Genomic DNA, 17,780 nt, shown 5'->3' with positions numbered 1-17,780 from the left:
CTGAATATTCCGAACAGCATCGTCATGAGTTGTGTCCATGAATCAAAGGTCTTGTAATAGCGGTCAGACCGGTGCTTGCTCACAAGCATCTCAAATTTGTTCCTTGGAATAAAACCTAATAATTGTTTGAAGATTGGCTGACCGACTAATTTCTTTTCTGTATTTTTATCACTCATATTTTTAGTTTGTCGTAAAACCAAAATATGAAAAAAGGAGCTTGCCAGATATGGCAGCTCCTTAAATTATTTTTTGTCGGTCAGTAGTGGTATAGAATCTATTTCAAAGAAGCGGACGGGAAAATTATTATTCTGCTTATTGGTGGAGATAAATCAACTCAACAAAAAGACATTGAAAAAGCTAAGGACATTTGGGATAAATTATCTAAAGATGAGCTCGCTAAAGCTCGGTTAAAAAAATGAGGAAAATGGAAACATCGAAATTTGATATTGCAGATTATTTAGATAGCAACGAAATGATTGCTGAATACCTTAATACAGTTTTAGAAGAAGGTAATGATTCAGAAATAATTACCGCAATCGGACACATTGCAAAAGCAATCGGAATGACTAAAATTGCAGAGGAAACAGGTCTTAGCCGACCAAGTTTATACAAAGCGCTGTCTGATGGAGCTAAACCTCAATTTTCAACAATAATGAAAGTTTTGAAAGCTGTTGGAGGACAAATAAAAGTTAACCCAACAACTGCTTAAAAAAAATGAAAGCACTACAAGCAGTAATGGCAGAAAGCCAAGATTTGATACTATAAAATATGCTTATGATACGAATTGTATTTTTTCACCGCCTTGCCCGCCAAAGGCTCGGAATAAGCACGGGGGCGATGCAACTGTGGTACACCTGCCCGAGGTGGGAATTAACGGTAATACGCATTTTCCGCTTTCCGATTTGAACAATATCGAAGTAGCCGACCTTTTGCCAAAATGGCTGAAAGAAAAAGGCTTGGATAAATAACGTCATTATTATTTGGGCGTGCCCTTTGTGTTTTTTGCCAATGCTCAAAAGCCCATGCACTTAAAATGCAAACGGGTCGGCCTTTCCGTTCCAATCTTTTGCGGAAATCAGTGTAGTAAAGGATTTCCACCGCAAATGCGAAGCATTCAGCGAATCCATTAAAACAATAAACAAAGCTGAGCTAATCCCCCACGCAAAGCGCACCCTGTAACCGATCAAGAATACAAATATCCTGACCAAACCGCATATTAAGTGTGGAAATATCAAAACAATAGTGAAAAACAAAATGCCTAGAAACCCTATTTCCAGATAACCTGTCCACTTCCCGTCTCAATCTTATCTTTTCCATTCCATATAACGGGAATGACACCAGTGGAATTCGTTTCTAAAGGATCCACGTTATATTGCTCACCGTTGTTCGGGATGATCTTTATATCCCAAGAATGTCCCATGACAGAACTTTGGCGGTAATTGCCCCCTACCATCAGATATTTGCCATCTGGCGAGAAAACGGGCTTACTTTCCTTAAAATTACTGGTCGTTACCTGTTTTAGGTTATTTCCGTCGATATCCATCGTGTGGATATGATTGCCGATACGCATGGCCAGTTGCGTCCCCTGATGATTGACCGTGAGATCTCCCCAGTCTTCATAGTTCATCTCCTTGACAAGGGAACCCGAATTGTACGGAGGGGGTATACGGATAATGTTTTTGCCATGCGTCAAGAGAATTTCATTCCCGGGCAGCCACATCTTCATGTCATGCATGCTGAAAGGCTCGCCGCCAATACCGTCCAAACGTAGGACAAACTCCCCATCTGTCTTCAAAATGGTAATTCCATCTTCTACATCGTTGGATTCCACCAAGATCAAGGTGTTGTCTGGGGATAGTTGTCCTCCGCAGTAACTGTTCCCAGCTGGGCTGTCATAAATAAACTCGTGGACAACGCTTCCGCTTTCGCTATTGCTCAGGGTAAACCTCACATCGTTATTTCCGACCGTGCTGGCATTGACCGCTGTCAAACGGTACTGTCCGTCCCTGGAAACATCGAAACTGTTCAGCCTGGTATCGTCTTCGATAAATGATCCCCCCGTTGCCGAAGGAAATGTTACCCTTAGGATCCCTTCGGTGGCCCATTTATAATAAATGGTACCTGTCAGATCACTGGGATACCCATCGTTATTGCCTCCGTTATCATGGCCATCATCTTTGGAACAGGCAAACAATGACAGGGAGAAAAGTAAGCTATATAATATATTTTTCATGCTAAGATATTTTAGAGATTATTTCATTCTTAAACCGATATGCCATACCTCACTATTGTTGCAATCGATATGCCAAAGGGTCTACTGGAAAACCAGTATTTTTTTCGTAAGTGCCAGATAGGATTGCTGACGAGATGATCTTGCAGCGTGTCAAATTTTGAGCGATTAATAAGGTAATCCCTATCTTTCCATTTGCATTTCAGGGGGCATAAACTGCAAAAATGACGAGAATAAGCGTATATTAGCCTCACTATGGCAATAGATGAGACTGGGCCAACGGAAGGAGCAGGGCCGTACCATGAGGTGCTAATGGAAGGTATATCCATTGCCCAATTGAGCGAACCAAGGCTATACCAATATGCTTTACCTGACCTGGCCATTCCACCTACAGCATATCAGCATATCGTGGCTATCGACTTGTCCGTCAACAAAGGTGCTTTTGGCAATAGGCTAGGGGGGCTTACCTTTCCACAAGTAGAGTTAGAGCAAAGTACACTTGGATTGAAAGTATGTAGCATGGCCAGTGGCGAGGCTGGGAAGCTGACCGAAGAGGAAGCTACCGTCTTGATGGCTGTTATAAAAAGAGTGGAGTTCAGGGCTTTCTTTGACGATATGCTCAGAGAGCAGCTTTTACGGAAACGGGCTGTGGACTATGGCATGGAAAACGAAGCCAATCTGCAGGACTTTTTCCAGATTGCGTACCAAGAGGGCGAACTCCATATCAGCCCCAAGTTGAGCGCGCTATTGTCCATGGACAAACAGGGGATAGATGTCCTCCAACAGTGGCTGGCGCCAGATGACCGTGCGGCTGTATTACCTGTGGTGAATGACAAGGAGCATAAAACCATTGTCGTCCTGCGGCAGCACAAATATTATCGCCACCTGCTGGTGGAACTCTATGAAGCGCCACAGACCAAGGAGGGAGGACTGAAAAATCCTTTTAGACCTATAGAGCCGCTCTCGAGGGTATGGGGCATGAAGGAACCGAAAGAGGTCAAGTTTTTCTCGGCCATTCACCGTTTTCAGCAGGCCATAGTGGACAAGAACCTTTCCGATCAATTGGTGGCGCTGCGCGCCTTGGTACTCAATCCGTTGGGATATCCATTCTATTACCACGATGCCTCGGTGTCCGAAAAGGTCCATGCAGCATCGGTCAAGGCAGTGCAGGTGGTGCGTTTACCTCAAAGCGCTACGCTTAAAGTGGCGCATAAGGCTCCTTTCTACGAGCTATCCGCCACCATTTTGCTAGACGGCAGCCTGCACTCCCTTCATGGCGTACAGCTGAAGTATGACTACTTTCTAATGGCCAATGAAAGCCTCTATTTGGTGGACAATAGGCATTTGCTGGGGCTCATCCAGCTCTTTCGGGACAAATCGTCCAATATCCTCATCCATCAGAACAAGTACCCACAGCTCAAAAAAGAGGTCTTGGCCAAATTGGAGGAGCAGGTGGACGTAAAGTATGAATATGCCCATGCGGCCACGGCCTCACAGATGGAACTCTTCGGAAGGGATATCGAAAAGCTGATCTATCTGGAAGATGTGGGCGACTATGTGGCCATCACGCCCGTGCTGCGTTACGGAGAGGCCGAGGTGTCCCTACGCGCCAAAACACAGCTGCACGGCATAGACGAGAAAGGGAATAGTTTTATGGTGCCGCGCGATGGGGCTCTGGAGACCGAATTTATGGCGCAGATCATCAGGCAGCATCCCTTTTTTGAGGAACAGCTGGACAATCAACTGGATTATCTTTACCTGCACCGCAAGCGGTTCTTGGATGAAGATTGGTTTCCCAAGGTGTTTGAACAATGGTTTTCGGATGGCATCACTGTGTTGGGCTTCAAGGATTTGCAAGGCAACCGATACAACCCAAACCCGGTGAAGATCCATATCAGGATATTGAGTGGTATCGATTGGTTCAATGCCGAGGTAGACGTTCGCTTTGGCAAAGCCAAGGCAAGCCTGCGGCAATTGCGGGCCACCCTGCGCGACCGACGTAAATATGTGCGCTTGGACGATGGTACCCTGGGTATTCTTCCCGAAGAATGGATTGTCCGGTTCAATACTTATTTCAATATTGGCGAGATATTGGATGACGATACGCTAGGAATTGCAAAGACCAATTTCATGCTCGTGCAGGAGCTTTTTGATGCCGAAATGTTGGACGAGGAAACCAAATGGCATATACAGGAATACGTAGAAAAGCTCTCGAGCACGGATGCGCTACAGGAAGCCGTAGTTCCCAAAGGGCTGCAGGCACAGCTAAGGCCTTACCAAAAGCAGGGGCTGGCTTGGTTGCAATATTTTGAAAAGATTGGATTTGGGGGCTGCCTGGCCGATGAGATGGGCTTGGGAAAATCCGTTCAGGTCATTGCTTTTATCCTTTCGCAACGTGAACGGAAGGGACCACTGACCGATCTATTGGTGGTGCCTACTTCACTTATATTTCACTGGCGACAGGAGATTGCCAAGTTCGCTCCATCGTTGAAGGTATTTGTCCATCATGCCGATAGTCGCATCAGGAGCAGGGACGATTTTGCTTCCCATGACCTGGTGATTACCACCTATGGCACCCTGTTGTTCGATATAGCGCTATTGCGGTCATTTGTCTTCAACTATATCTTTTTGGACGAGTCGCAGCAGATCAAAAACCCCGAGTCGCAGCGTTATAAGGCGGCACGTCTGCTGAAGGCAAGCAATAAGCTGGTCATCACGGGTACGCCCTTGGAGAACAATGTATTCGACCTGTATGCGCAGTTGTCCTTTGCCTGTCCCGGGCTGTTGGGTGGCAGGAAGTATTTCAAGGATGTCTACCTCCGCCCTATAGACCAGTTTCACGATGCCAAGCGGCTCCTTACCCTAAAGGAAAAGATCAGGCCCTTTATCCTACGCAGGACAAAGGATGAGGTGGCGACAGAGCTGCCCGAACGGATAGAGACCGTGCTCTACTGCGAGATGGGTGCGGGACAACGCGCTATTTACGATGCTTATGAAAAGGAGTTTCGGGAATATATCTCGGCCACCACACAGGATGAGTTGAGGCGCAATTCCATGAATGTGCTAAGAGGGCTCACTCGTTTGCGACAGATTTGCGACTCGCCCGTACTTTTGGGCGAAGGACGTTTGCCTGGAGATGCCTCAGCCAAGCTAGATACATTGCTGTCCCAAATTACCGAAAAATGCGGTCAACACAAAATATTGGTCTTCTCGCAATTTGTAGCCATGTTGGACCTCGTGAAGCAGGACTTGGACAAACGAAAGATCGGTTATGCCTATCTCACCGGAAGCATACGTAATCGGGAACAGGTAGTGGCCGACTTCCAGAACGATCCGCAAACCCGGGTTTTCCTTATTAGTCTGAAAGCGGGAGGCACAGGACTCAACCTAACCGCGGCCGATTATGTCTATTTAGTGGATCCCTGGTGGAATCCCGCCGTGGAGCAGCAGGCTATAGACCGTGCGCACCGCATAGGTCAGGATAAAAAGGTGACGGCTGTGCGGCTGGTATGCAGCGATACGGTGGAGGAGAAGATGATGAAATTGCAGCAGACCAAAAAGGAGCTATTTCAGCAACTCATACAGCAAGGGGATGGCTGGGGCAATGGGTTGCGGAAGGACGAGTTGATGAGGTTGTTTTGACCTAAATCAGTTCCCGTTTTTTGGGGGCTTCAATTGTGCAGACAACTTTGCAATGTCTGCCAAAATGCTTTTATGCTTTTTGGAAATGGCTTTTAAAGCTTTGACAAAGCCAGTTGTTGGTATTACGGTAATACCCATATCAATTTTATGATAACTCGGCTAAAACTTCCTCAATCGTTTTTAATTTAATTGTACCTTCTTGGTGAAGTTTGATTTCTTCAAAGGCAGTTTTCAGACGTTTATACATAGCTTGTTCTGCCTTATTCAGCGGTTTGGCCACATTCACTATACTTTCTTCTGGAGCTTCCATTTCGTAACTAAGTCCTAGGGCCTGCAGAACCGCCAAAACAACTTTTTCTGATTTTCTATCATCGATATTTACGATCAGCTTGCTCATGGAATCAAAATTACAAAAATGTTCTTAGATAAGAAAATGATTGAATAGCCCAGAATTAAGACCCTGGGCTATTATTATTCCTGATAGATGTCGTCTATTGCTTCTGCATATTTCTTCTCGATGACTTTTCTTTTGGCCTTGAGGGTAGGGGTGAGCTCGCCGCCTTCTATGCTGAAAGGTTGACGTTTGACCTTAAAGGAGCGGATGCGCTCAAACTTGGCAAGCTCGTTTGACAATCTTTTGATGTCCTGTCCTATCCAGTTCAATATAGGTTCGTCCTCAATGAACTGTGCTTCCTGATTGAAAAAATCGTCTTTTAGACCAAAAGTTTCTTCCAATAGTTCCCTGTTGGGGACAATGATGGCCGTGAGATACTCTCTTTGGTCGCCAATGAGGAATATTTGTTCAATCTTTGGACTTTTTAGATAGGTATTTTCTACGGGTGTGGGGTAAACGTTCTTGCCATAGGCATTGACGATGATGTTCTTGATACGATCGGTGATTTGTAGGTTCCCGAGGTAAAAGCGACCAATATCACCCGTATGGAAAAAGCCATCCTGATCAATTGCGAATTGCGTTTCCTCGGGTTTGTTCCAATAGCCCTTCATGATGCAGTGCCCACGGATGACGATTTCGCCCTCCTCGGAGGTGAATTTGGGGTCAAAGCTATCATGGCTCTGCAAGCTGAGCATTTTGCCAATCTCAACGTCCCAAATGCCGATTTCTATGCCTGGCAGGATGCGGCCAACGGTACCATAAACCTGGCGGCCAAACTCGGTAACGGCCACTACGGGCGACGTTTCGGTGAGTCCATAACCCTCCAGGATGCGTATGCCGATATTGCCAAAAAATTCGCCGATATTCTTGGGCAGGGCGCCTCCACCCGAAATCATGAACTTGAGCCGTCCCCCTGTCTTTTCCCTGATTTTGGAAAAAACCAACTTGTCGGCCATCTTATGTTTCATACGCAGTAACAGGCCTGCATGCTTGCCTTGCGCCTTGTGCTCGCGATAGGCCTTGCCGGTTTCTAGCGCCCACAGGAAGATCTTTTCCTTATTGCCGCCTTCGGCAGTGCCGCCCTTAAGGGCCTTGTCATGGATTTTTTCCAGCAGGCGAGGTACGCAATTGACCACCGTAGGCTTCACTTCCATCATATTCCTTGCCAATAGCTCTAGGCTCTGCGCAAAGGCAATCGTGGCTCCCAGGGCGAGGCACACATGATAGGTCGCCGTGCGCTCAAAGGCATGGGACAGGGGGAGGAAACTGAGGAAAGTTTCCGTTTCGTCTACTTCTTCAATTTGCTGCAGGCAGGCAATCACGTTGTTCACCATGTTGTGATGCGTCAACATTACCCCTTTGGGAGTTCCGGTAGTGCCGCTAGTGTAGATCAGCGTGTTCAAGTCACTGCTCAATAAACCTTCTCTAGCCGCTATGATTTCCTTTTCATGCTGCGCGAAAACAAGGCCGCCCTCCTTCAATGATTCATGGAAACCAATGACTCCTGCCTCCAATACCAAGTCTTGCAGGTATTTTTCATAGCCGTCAAAGGTAGGGATGATACGGATCAGGCTCGAGCAGTCATTGGCTATCTTCAAAATTTTTCGAAGAAGGAACGGTGTTCCCACCAAGATTGTCCTAGCACCAGCATCATTCAATATATATTCTATTTCATTTTCGGGCAGTGTGGGATAAATGGATACGTTGACAGCGCCTATCTGTTGCATCCCTTGGTCAAAATAGACATATTCAGGACTGTTGTCGGTGAGCAAAGCACAGCGGTCGCCTTTTTTGATGCCTATGGAAAGCAGGTAGGCGGAGACATGATCTATGTGTCTCAAAGCGGTCTCGTATGAAATATCTTCCCATTCTTTGCCATTGTGAAACAGCAGGAAAGGATGTGTAATAGGGTGGATATGCTTCACCACATTTCGAAGGAAATCAGGTATGGTCATATCCGAATTCAAATTAGCCATTTGTCGTTATCAGTCTATATCGCTTAAAATGAAGCGCAAAAATAGAAATTATATTTGTTAGAGCCGCAACATCTTGCGGCTGTACATATTATTGAGTTCTGAGTGCCGTTCCAGCGTCAACGCACGCTTTAGTCTTTAAAACGAGCAGGGCACGGATTTATAGCTCAAGAGGAATTTGGCCTCCTTTGCCGTATAGGCTTTGCCTGTTTCTCTATCATAGGAGAAAGGCTTTTGCCTCAGCTGGTTATTCTGTATCAGAAAAACTGTATTCACCGAGTCTTTGATGCCTTCCTGTTCATAATACCATTTAAGGTATAGCGTGTCTCCCGTTTTTTTCCCTTCCAGGGTGCCTACCTTTTTATCCTTTTCAAAAGGAAGATGCTCCATGTTGCCCATTACTTTACTTCCTAGCAAAGAGATGTGGACACGGGTAGTGTCTTTTTTCTGATTGCCACTTATATCCATGAAGCAGAAATCCGATTTGGACTCTTTGGTGTCTTTCACCTCAATGTTATCATTGACAAAAGTGCTGTCACTCCAATTGGCGTGTTGTGGTCTGCTGATATCGTTGCAGGCGCAAAGTGCACCTATCAAACAGACGGTAATATAGCTATGTTTTTTCATCGGTTGTTTGTTTTTTGCGCGTAATGTTCCCGTTATGAGGTATTTAACCCAAGCAGGTACGTATCCCATCTATTTGTTTAACTATTTACAATATAGGTTTTACATGTTCAAACTTAGACAAATTGCCTTTTATATGCAATTTAATTTACGTTGCATATAAAAGCAATTTATCGCGCTCTCCTCTGCCATCGAGCACTTTTTTTACAGAGAAAATGTACAATAATTGCACCTAATAACAAGAAAACATCCGAATGGTTTTGGAGTCTGGTTTTTATATACTTCACAATGAGTGATTTGTGGCGTGTGCCTTGCATGGCTATGTAAATAATGCTAGGTTTGTTCTCTTTAAAGCTAAAACATTATAGTATCATATATGGTTACCTTTGACCGTTTTGTGTTGTCAAACGGCCTGCGTGTATTGGTTCATGAGGATCCTTCCACGCCGATGGCAGCAATCAATATCTTATACAACGTAGGGGCGAGGGACGAGGACGAAGAACGGACTGGTTTTGCCCATCTCTTTGAGCACCTGATGTTCGGTGGCTCCAAAAATGTCCCGCAGTTCGATACGGCGCTACAGCGCGTAGGTGGCGAAAGCAATGCCTTCACCAACAACGATTTCACCAACTATTATATCACCTTGCCTGCTGCCAATATGGAGACGGCTTTTTGGTTGGAGAGCGATAGGATGTTGAGCTTATCGTTCAGTGAAAAAAGCCTCGACGTACAACGGCAGGTAGTATGCGAAGAATTTAAGCAAAGGTACCTCAATCAGCCTTATGGCACCGCTTGGCTTCGCCTGAGGCCCTTGGCCTACCAGCTACATCCATATAAGTGGGCTACGATAGGCAAGGAATTGAAGCACATCGAAGAAGCCAAGATGGAAGATGTAAGAAGTTTCTTCAACCGTTTTTACAACCCCGGCAATGCCATCATGGTAGTAGCGGGACATGTAACTACGGAAGAGGTGAGGAAATTGGCGGAAAAATGGTTTGCCGATATTCCGGGCATGGATATGCCGCAAAGGCATTTGCCTCAGGAACTCCAGCAAACTGAAGCAAGAAGGGTGACTTTCAAAACCGACGTGCCCGCAAATAATATCTATATAGCTTTCCACATGGGAGATAGGCTGTCGGAACAGTATTATGCCGCAGATCTTCTGTCGGATATCCTTTCTCGCGGCACTTCTTCGCGCTTGTACAGGCGCTTGGTCAAAGAAAGCCAATTATTCGGAGAGGTAAATGCCTACCTGCTTGGTAGCTTGGATCCGGGGCTGTTTATAGTAGAAGGGAAACCATTGGCCCACGTATCGATAGAGGAGGCGGAGCAGGCGATATGGGGAGAGTTGGAAGTATTGAGGTCCCAACAAGTGGAAGATTATGAACTTGAAAAAGTAAAAAACAAGGTGGAGTCTACCATGACATTTTCCGAAATGTCGATACTGGATAAAGCCATGAACCTCGCTTATTTTGAACTGCTGGGCGATGCCGGGCTGCTCAATGCGGAAGTGGCAAAATACAGGTCTATTTCGGCTTCAACCTTGTTGGAAGCAGCCAAACAGATTTTTACGAGGGAAAACTCTTCTACATTGATATATTTAGCAGAAAATCACGATGGACAGAAGCATAGCGCCTGATTATAACGAGATAGACCGTTTTGATTTGATTAGCCCGCAATATGAACGATGGGCAAACGGCATGGACGTATTCGTGTTCGATGGCGGTGAACAGGAGCTGTTGCGCATAGAATGGATCTTTGAGAACCATTACCTGGAAGGCAAATCGCCCATAGTCAATTTGGCGTTGAGCAGCCAGCTACTGGAAGGAACGCATTCCATGAGCAGTGCGGAGATTGCTGAAAAGGTGGATTTCTATGGGGCCTTTTTGCGTCCGGAATATTCGTTTGACCATACTTCGCTGGTCTTGTTTACGTTGACCAAGCATCTAGGTAAGGTGCTTCCCATTGTGCGGGAGGTGTTACAGCAAGCTGTATTCCCGGAAAACGAGCTGCAAACCTATATACGTAATAATAAACATTCCCTTGGCATATCCTTGCGCAAGAACGATTTTGTAGCTCGTAGGCTATTTAATAAAGCCATCTTCGGTAGCGATCCTTATGGTTTTGCTCCTGTGGAATCCGATTTTGATACCCTGCGTCGTGAAGATCTGCAACGCTTGTATCAACAGCAATTATGCCCCGCAAACTGTAAATTGTTTGTAGCAGGAAAAATAGCTCGCGAGGTGATGCCATTGGTTAGGGATCATTTTGACGATCTTTGGGGAGGAAAGACCATGTTACCTAGCAGGAGTCAGGTTGCCGAGAGGTCGTTTCTCCATAGTGTGGATGCCGGTAAGCTGATCTACGAGGAGCGCGAGGGGGCCTTGCAGAGCGCCATTCGATTGGGCTCATTGTTCATCAAGCGATCCCATCCCGATTTTCCGGCAGTGCAACTTCTTAATACCATTCTCGGTGGTTATTTTGGTTCGAGATTGATGACCAATATACGGGAAGATAAAGGATATACCTATGGTATAGGTTCAGGAATTGGCAGCTTGCAGCACGCCGCATTTTTTACCATAGCCACGGAGGTAGGAGTGGAAGTGGTAGGGCCCACGCTCAAGGAAATAGAAAAGGAAATAAAACGTCTCAAGGAAGAACCTTTGGAGGCAGATGAATTAAGCTTGGTGAAGAATTATATCAATGGAACGATTCTCGGTTCACTGGAAAATGTATTCTCCCATGCAGATAAGTTCAAACAGGTTTATTTCCAAGGACTGGACAATAGTTATTACGACTACAATTTTCAGGTATTAAGAAACAGCATTCCAATGGATGTGATGGAAACAGCAAACAAATACCTCGATTTTGATAAGATGGTGAAGGTGATTGTGGGTAAATATTAAAAAAAACTTTACCAAAATTGCGCGCAAGGCCATATAGCCCGGCAAACTTTGGTAAAGTTTTCGAAAGATTACTATTCAAAAAATTCCTTCACCTTTTCGAAGAAGCTTTTTTCGCTTTTCCCGGGTTGAGGTTTGAAATTAGGCGATTCCCGTAGCTTTTCCAATATTTCCCTTTCGCTTTGCGATAAAGCCTTGGGAGTCCAAACGTTTATATATATCAGTTGGTCTCCCTTGTGATAGGACGAGTTGATCTCAGGTATGCCTTTTCCTTTTAAGCGCAAAATCTTGCCCGCTTGTGTACCCTGATCTATCTTAATTTTGGCTTTGCCATCTATGGTAGGTACTTCAATGCTGGTGCCGAGGGCAGCGTCTATGAAATTGACATACAAGTCATAAATCACGTTATTGCCATCCCGTTTTAATGTCTCGTGAGGAATCTCCTCCACCAAGATAATCAAGTCGCCGGGAATGCCCCCGCGCGGAGCAGCGTTACCTTTGCCTGCCATGGAAAGTTGCATGCCTTCACTCACGCCCGCTGGAATATTAATGGTGATGGTTTCTTCACCACGCGTAAGCCCCTCGCCATGGCAAGTGGGACACTTGGCCGTTATCTCAACGCCTTCTCCGTTACAGGTAGGGCAGGTGCTGGAGGTTTGCATTTGTCCCAATATGGTATTGGTGACACGTCGTATAGTGCCCGAGCCATGACAGGTGCGGCATGTTTGCGTGCCATGGCTTCCCTTAGCTCCCGTGCCATTGCACGTGGCGCAAGGAACTTGCTTGTTGACTTTTATTTTTTTCTCAACGCCGTTGGCGATTTCCTCAAGGGTCAGCTTCACTTTGATGCGGAGGTTGGTGCCCTTTACTACGCGACGGCCTCCACGTGATTGCCCGCCACCAAAGAAACTTTCGAAGGGATTTCCGCCACCACCGAAGACGTCTCCAAAGGAACTGAATATGTCCTCCATGTTCATTCCTCCGCCACTGAAACCGCCTTTGGTTCCTGCATGTCCAAATTGGTCATAGCGTTGGCGTTTTTCCTGGTTACTCAATATTTCGTAAGCTTCGGCAGCTTCCTTGAACTTTTCCTCCGCCTCTTTATTATCCGGATTCTTGTCTGGATGATACTTGATGGCAAGTTTACGGTATGCAGATTTAATTTCCACATGATCTGCACCTCTTGAAACCCCTAAGACGTCGTAATAATCTCTCTTTGACATGTTTCTCCTTTATTAGCCTCCCACGACTACTTTTGCGTGACGCAGCACCTTGTCATTTAAATAATATCCTTTTTCTACCTGATCGATGATCTTACCCTCCATGTCTGGTGTAGGAGAGGGAATCTTGGTTACGGCTTCATGCACTTCGGGATCAAAATCGGAACCTATGGCCTGCATTTCCTTAAGCCCTTTTTTTGATAAAGTGGACTTGAGCTTATGGTGAACCAGTTCTACGCCTTCCTTAATAGGAGCAATTTCATTGGTGTTTTCAATGGCCTTCAATGCGCGATCGAAATCATCCAATACTGTCAGCATGTCAGCTATGACTTCTTTTCCCGCCGTCTGTAGCAATTCCACTCTTTCTTTGCTTATCCGACGCTTAAAGTTGTCAAATTCGGCATATAAACGAAGGTATTTATTGTTAGCCTCTTCCAGTTCTGCCTTTATTTTAGCCAATTCATCGGTAGAGCTAGCTTTGCCTTCTTGCGCACCGGGAGCTTCTTTTTGATTCTCTTCGTTTTGATTATCAATCTCTTGAGCGTTGTTGCTTCCAAGGTCCTTTTCTTCAGAAAAGTCTTTATGTTGATTTTCCATAATATTCCAATAATACTTCAATGGCCAATGAGAAACAATTTTTTTGCCATTTATATGAAAAACGACAGGCTGTCATGATTTACCGTATTTGACAGTCAATTTGCCGGTTGTTGATACCCGTATGGTTTTGCTAAATTTCCACCATATCCAATAGTCCCGCATTATCGGTTTTGATGATTCTCGAAGGCATATTGCGAATAAGTTGATAATCGTGGGTGGCCATGAGCACTGCCGTTCCTGCTCTGCTTATTTCCTTTAGCAACAGGACTATTTCTTCTGAGGTGTCTGGGTCTAGGTTGCCCGTAGGTTCGTCGGCAAGTATTACCTCCGGGTCATTGAGCAGGGCACGGGCTATCACGATGCGTTGTTGTTCTCCGCCAGACAATTCATGGGGCATCTTCTTTAGTTTGGAACGCAATCCCACTTTGTCCAGCACGTCGAACATTCGGTCGCGGATAAGCCGTTTGTCCTTCCAGCCCGTGGCGCGCATCACAAATTCCAGGTTTTTCTCCACGGTACGATCCGTGAGTAGGTGGAAATCCTGAAATACGATCCCCAGCTTGCGTCGAAGGAAAGGGATTTCTTTGCTTTTGATGTTTTTCAGGTCAAAGCCAGCTACTATGGCCTCGCCATTTTGAATGGGTAAGTCACCATAAAGCACTTTCAATAGACTACTTTTTCCAGAGCCGGTCTGCCCAATAAGAAATACAAATTCACCATGGTCTATCTGCAGATTGACGTTGGCCAGAACGAGGTGCTTTTGTTGATAAATATCTATATTGATAAGTTTGATTACTGCGCCGTTTATCATTTTAATAGCTATAGTTCGAGTTTTTTGACTTGTCCAAAAGGCATGCTTTCTACCAATTCCATGATTTTCCCCACTTTATCCCCCAGGCCGATCTTGTCCAGCGACTTGTCGGGTCTATCCACCCTAAAGTAGGCCAGCAAAGTGAAACTTTCGTCACGTAGCTGAACGTAATCTGGTATTTTGGCCACGCCCTTTACTTTGATAATATACATCAAGCCAAAGTTATGATAAAAAGGTTATATTTCGCTGAATAATTCCTACATCTTTAGATGCGTCACCTTCACGCCACCCATGGCATCTTTTTCATAACGTACTATGGGGTGGAATGTTTTATCGTCAAAATAGGGTTTTTCGACGTTCAATGTGCCGGGAACCCTTTCTCCTTGCAAAAAGAAGTAGACAATGGTCGTGCCGTATTTGGTGTGCGGCATATAGTTGCCATACAGCTCAAAGTTCGCTTTGCCCGTATCGGCTACGCTGACCGAATATATACGGGTGACGGGGCCTGTATTCTGTTCGTTTCGCGCAAAGGCAATCTCCTTAAAGCCACCTTCCAACGATTCCACATCCGGTTGTGACAGGGAATCCTTCAACATAAAGAAAAGGAGTAGTATACATCCCATCGAAAGAAAAATCCATTTTTTATTCATGGTCATTTGTATCGTTTAAAGTCCGTAATAGGTCGTCCTGTTTGCCGAGCAAACCGGTAAGTCCGCCCGTATGAATAGCTAATATACGGCTGTTCGTTGGGAAATAGCCATTTTTTACCAGGTCAAAAATGCCAAAAAACAGTTTGCCCGTATAGATGGGATCCAATAATACGCCGGTTTGCCTGGCGAAATCGTGGATAAATTGCAATAGGAGAGGAGGCGTTTTTCCATAACCACCAAAATGGTAATCGTAGTGCCAAACTAGTTGATCGCTGTCGACGCCAAGTTCCAGCAGGTCCTTTTGTAGGAAACCTGCTCCTTTAAGCACGGGAAAGGCATGTGGCTTCATGTTTAATTGTTGCTCGTTTAGCCCGGCGGCAATGCCTGCTATGGTCGTTCCCGTGCCACAGGCACAGCATATGTGGTCGTAGGGGTTTTCCAATTCGGTTATGATTTCCGCACATCCCCGAACAGCTTCTAAGGAAGAGCCTCCTTCGTCCACAAAATAAGCATCGGTTTCGTTGCCGTGGTATCGATCGTATAATTCCCGTTTATCGCGATAGCTTTGCCTGTCTACAAATCGCAGCTTCATGCCAAACAGACGGCATAACATCAAGACGGAATTGTCCACCTGCTCGCCGCGAATATATGCCGTGGTGCGGAAACCAAAGCGCGCACCTGCACAGGCTGTAGCCACAATATGATTGGACCAGGCCCCACCAAAGGTTACTAGGTGCTTCTTGTTTTGCCTGCTCGCCGCCTGGAGTAGATACTTTAGCTTTCGCCATTTATTGCCCGAGATGAACGGGTGTATCATGTCGTCGCGCTTTACGTACAACTGCACCCCGTACTTATCCAGCAAAGGATGATAGATACGCTCTTCGGGACTGCGGAAGTTAAAATCAGCCATAGTTGGTAACAAAGGTATTATTTAAAAACGTTATTAAAGGAACGGTTAAGCAAGAAGGGGCACGGGTTGTGCCGAGAGTGAAGCAATCCGGTTTGCAGTGGCGATCGTCTGTCGTGCGCCCTTGGAGACTGCTTCGTTCCTCGCAGTGACGATTGTGTAGGTATCATCGCGAGAAAGAATCCAGTATTCGGGAAAGCGATCTGACGACGTTAAGTAAGGACTACTATTTCTTTTTTTCGTATAAATAGATTAAACTTGCGAGGAACTAACGAACTATCAATTATAACAAATACCATCATGAGAAAATCTTTTGTCCTTTTTGCACTTAGCGTGCTATGTGTTTTGGCTGTTATGCCTACATACTCACAGGATATGCCCGAAAAAAAACTGGGTTGGAAACTAGGAACACAGGCCTATAGCTTTAGGCTTTTTAGCTTTGCAGAAGCCATAGCAAAAACGGATAGCTGCGGTCTGCGTTATATCGAAGCCTTTCCGGGCCAAACCGTGGGAGCGGGCATCACGGATAAAATGGGGCCGGAACTCAGTAAGGAACAACGTGGGCAGGTATTGCAAATGCTGAAGGACAAGAACGTAGAGTTGGTGGCCTTTGGCGTCACCAACGGCAATTCGGAAGAGGAGTGGGTCAGAATTTTTGAGTTTGCCAAAGAGATGGGCATCAAGAACATCAACACCGAACCGAAGCAGGAACAGTTGCCCATGATAGGCAAGCTGGCAGATAAATATAAAATCAAGGTGTCCATCCACAACCACCCAAAGCCTACCCCTTATTGGAATCCCGATACGGTGCTCAAGGCCATCGCGCTTGCCAATAGCCCTTATGTGGGAGCATGTGCAGATATTGGGCACTGGGTACGTTCGGGATTAGATCCGGTGGCCTGCATAGCGCAATACAAAGGACATATCAACCATTTGCATTTTAAGGACTTGAACGAGAAGGATCCCAAGGCGCACGATGTGCATTGGGGCACAGGCGTATCCAATGTGCGGGGAGTCTTGCAGGCATTGAAAGATCAAGGCTTTAAAGGTATGCTGTCTGCAGAGTATGAATACAATTGGGAAGACAATGCGAAAGATATTGCCATCAGTGCTACCAATTTCAGGGCCATTGTCAAGGAATTGAAATAAGGAAGGGCTTAGTCGCCATCGCCGCTACTATCCTTAGTCTGTAGCAAGGCATTGAGCGCGAGAGACTAAGGATTGAATAGGTGAGAACGGTAGTCTCCAGACTACCGTATCATTTGTTATCCGTAGTCGCCATCGCACAGACGGCGCCCCAGACTACGGGTAGTATAGCTGAAATCAGCATATGCCTTTCTCCCGTTTTTTCCTTAGGTTTGCAGCATGGCTGAAGACTTGGAATTGGAAGAAGGTGTAGAGCAGGATCTCTATGAGCATCTCCGTGTAGTAGTAGACAAGGGGCAAGCGCCTTTGCGCATCGATAAGTTTTTGATGCACAGGGTGGAGAATGCCTCTCGCAACCGCATTCAGAACGCCATAGAAGCAGGGAATGTCTTGGTCAACGAAAGCCCGATCAAGGCCAGTTATAAGGTGAAGCCCGGCGATGTCATCACCGTCGTGCTGCCCCATCCGCCACGTGATACGGAGGTGTATCCGGAAAATATCCCGCTTGATATCATTTATGAAGATTCGGACGTCCTTGTAGTAAACAAGATGGCAGGCATGGTGGTACATCCCGGTTATAATAATTATCACTACTGACCGACAAAAAATAATTTAAGGAGCTGCCATATCTGGCAAGCTCCTTTTTTCATATTTTGGTTTTACGACAAACTAAAAATATGAGT

18 protein-coding genes and 1 pseudogene are annotated in these 17,780 nt (G+C 45.7%); 8 read left to right on the top strand and 11 right to left on the bottom strand.

The genetic code is table 11. The annotated features are described in order from the left end of the window. A partial coding sequence (locus tag A37S_RS28400) for a DUF4372 domain-containing protein (protein WP_157278785.1) occupies positions 1–176 on the bottom strand: 176 nt, incomplete at its 3' end. A 248-nt stretch (positions 177–424) separates the two neighbouring features. Here A37S_RS28400 and A37S_RS0120880 point away from each other — a divergent pair. Both A37S_RS0120880 and A37S_RS28195 read left to right on the top strand, forming a co-directional pair. Beyond that, positions 425–709: an addiction module antidote protein gene (locus A37S_RS0120880; RefSeq protein ID WP_028298659.1), complete on the top strand. Its 285-nt coding sequence runs from the start codon at positions 425–427 to the stop codon at positions 707–709. 136 nt (positions 710–845) lie between these two features. Continuing rightward, positions 846–968 (top strand): hypothetical protein, encoded by a 123-nt coding sequence (locus tag A37S_RS28195; protein WP_281169888.1) that lies wholly within the window; start codon positions 846–848, stop codon positions 966–968. Positions 969–1,267: 299 nt separating this feature from the next. Here A37S_RS28195 and A37S_RS0120865 read toward each other — a convergent pair whose 3' ends face one another. After that, positions 1,268–2,233, bottom strand: coding sequence for a TolB-like translocation protein (locus A37S_RS0120865; protein WP_157278967.1), 966 nt, complete (start codon positions 2,231–2,233; stop codon positions 1,268–1,270). 252 nt (positions 2,234–2,485) lie between these two features. On the opposite strand from A37S_RS0120865, the gene A37S_RS0120860 reads away from it, so the two are divergent. Then, positions 2,486–5,872, top strand: a complete 3,387-nt coding sequence (locus tag A37S_RS0120860; RefSeq protein ID WP_157278964.1) for a DEAD/DEAH box helicase — start codon at positions 2,486–2,488, stop codon at positions 5,870–5,872. 145 nt (positions 5,873–6,017) lie between these two features. Here the strand turns inward: A37S_RS0120860 and A37S_RS0120850 are convergent, their stop codons facing one another. The 3 genes from A37S_RS0120850 to A37S_RS0120840 all read right to left on the bottom strand — a co-directional run bounded on the left by A37S_RS0120850 (position 6,018) and on the right by A37S_RS0120840 (position 8,866). Then, complete coding sequence (locus A37S_RS0120850; protein WP_028298655.1) at positions 6,018–6,269, bottom strand: hypothetical protein; 252 nt, start codon at positions 6,267–6,269, stop codon at positions 6,018–6,020. A 74-nt stretch (positions 6,270–6,343) separates the two neighbouring features. After that, positions 6,344–8,242 (bottom strand): AMP-dependent synthetase/ligase, encoded by a 1,899-nt coding sequence (locus A37S_RS0120845; RefSeq protein ID WP_028298654.1) that lies wholly within the window; start codon positions 8,240–8,242, stop codon positions 6,344–6,346. A 135-nt stretch (positions 8,243–8,377) separates the two neighbouring features. Then, positions 8,378–8,866: a hypothetical protein gene (locus tag A37S_RS0120840; protein WP_157278962.1), complete on the bottom strand. Its 489-nt coding sequence runs from the start codon at positions 8,864–8,866 to the stop codon at positions 8,378–8,380. A 373-nt stretch (positions 8,867–9,239) separates the two neighbouring features. On the opposite strand from A37S_RS0120840, the gene A37S_RS0120835 reads away from it, so the two are divergent. Further along, complete coding sequence (locus A37S_RS0120835; protein WP_028298652.1) at positions 9,240–10,502, top strand: M16 family metallopeptidase; 1,263 nt, start codon at positions 9,240–9,242, stop codon at positions 10,500–10,502. Continuing rightward, positions 10,480–11,769, top strand: coding sequence for a M16 family metallopeptidase (locus tag A37S_RS0120830; RefSeq protein WP_036603597.1), 1,290 nt, complete (start codon positions 10,480–10,482; stop codon positions 11,767–11,769). The genes A37S_RS0120835 and A37S_RS0120830 overlap by 23 nt, the downstream gene beginning before the upstream one ends. A gap of 71 nt (positions 11,770–11,840) precedes the next feature. On the opposite strand, the gene dnaJ is transcribed toward A37S_RS0120830, so the two are convergent. The 6 genes from dnaJ to A37S_RS25580 all read right to left on the bottom strand — a co-directional run bounded on the left by dnaJ (position 11,841) and on the right by A37S_RS25580 (position 15,954). Beyond that, positions 11,841–12,989: a molecular chaperone DnaJ gene (gene dnaJ, locus A37S_RS0120825; protein ID WP_028298650.1), complete on the bottom strand. Its 1,149-nt coding sequence runs from the start codon at positions 12,987–12,989 to the stop codon at positions 11,841–11,843. Positions 12,990–13,001: 12 nt separating this feature from the next. Continuing rightward, a complete protein-coding gene (gene grpE, locus A37S_RS0120820) occupies positions 13,002–13,583 on the bottom strand; it encodes a nucleotide exchange factor GrpE (protein WP_036603593.1) in 582 nt (193 codons plus the stop codon). Between the two features lie 130 nt (positions 13,584–13,713). Next, entirely contained in the window at positions 13,714–14,394 is a 681-nt protein-coding gene (locus A37S_RS0120815) for a cell division ATP-binding protein FtsE (RefSeq protein WP_028298648.1), read from the bottom strand. An 8-nt stretch (positions 14,395–14,402) separates the two neighbouring features. Then, positions 14,403–14,606: a hypothetical protein gene (locus A37S_RS0120810; protein WP_028298647.1), complete on the bottom strand. Its 204-nt coding sequence runs from the start codon at positions 14,604–14,606 to the stop codon at positions 14,403–14,405. A gap of 45 nt (positions 14,607–14,651) precedes the next feature. Then, the gene (locus A37S_RS0120805; RefSeq protein ID WP_036603590.1) at positions 14,652–15,044 is read right to left on the bottom strand and encodes a hypothetical protein; all 393 of its coding nucleotides are present in this window, start codon (positions 15,042–15,044) and stop codon (positions 14,652–14,654) included. Beyond that, positions 15,037–15,954, bottom strand: coding sequence for a 1-aminocyclopropane-1-carboxylate deaminase/D-cysteine desulfhydrase (locus A37S_RS25580; RefSeq protein WP_036603587.1), 918 nt, complete (start codon positions 15,952–15,954; stop codon positions 15,037–15,039). The genes A37S_RS0120805 and A37S_RS25580 overlap by 8 nt, the downstream gene beginning before the upstream one ends. A gap of 297 nt (positions 15,955–16,251) precedes the next feature. Between A37S_RS25580 and A37S_RS0120795 the strand changes: the two genes are divergently transcribed. The 3 genes and pseudogenes from A37S_RS0120795 to A37S_RS0120790 all read left to right on the top strand — a co-directional run. After that, positions 16,252–17,100, top strand: a complete 849-nt coding sequence (locus tag A37S_RS0120795; RefSeq protein ID WP_028298645.1) for a sugar phosphate isomerase/epimerase family protein — start codon at positions 16,252–16,254, stop codon at positions 17,098–17,100. 80 nt (positions 17,101–17,180) lie between these two features. Further along, positions 17,181–17,324, top strand: coding sequence for a hypothetical protein (locus tag A37S_RS27605; protein ID WP_169719544.1), 144 nt, complete (start codon positions 17,181–17,183; stop codon positions 17,322–17,324). Further along, a pseudogene (locus A37S_RS0120790) lies at positions 17,317–17,685 on the top strand (S4 domain-containing protein); the annotation flags it as partial. The gene A37S_RS27605 and the pseudogene A37S_RS0120790, both read left to right, overlap by 8 nt. Positions 17,686–17,780: the final 95 nt, after the last annotated feature.

It is taken from the genome of Olivibacter sitiensis DSM 17696 (assembly GCF_000427965.1).
Lineage (GTDB): Bacteria > Bacteroidota > Bacteroidia > Sphingobacteriales > Sphingobacteriaceae > Olivibacter > Olivibacter sitiensis.
The sequence above is the reverse complement of the archived record's forward strand: the minus strand, read 5'-3'. Positions and strand labels throughout refer to the sequence as shown.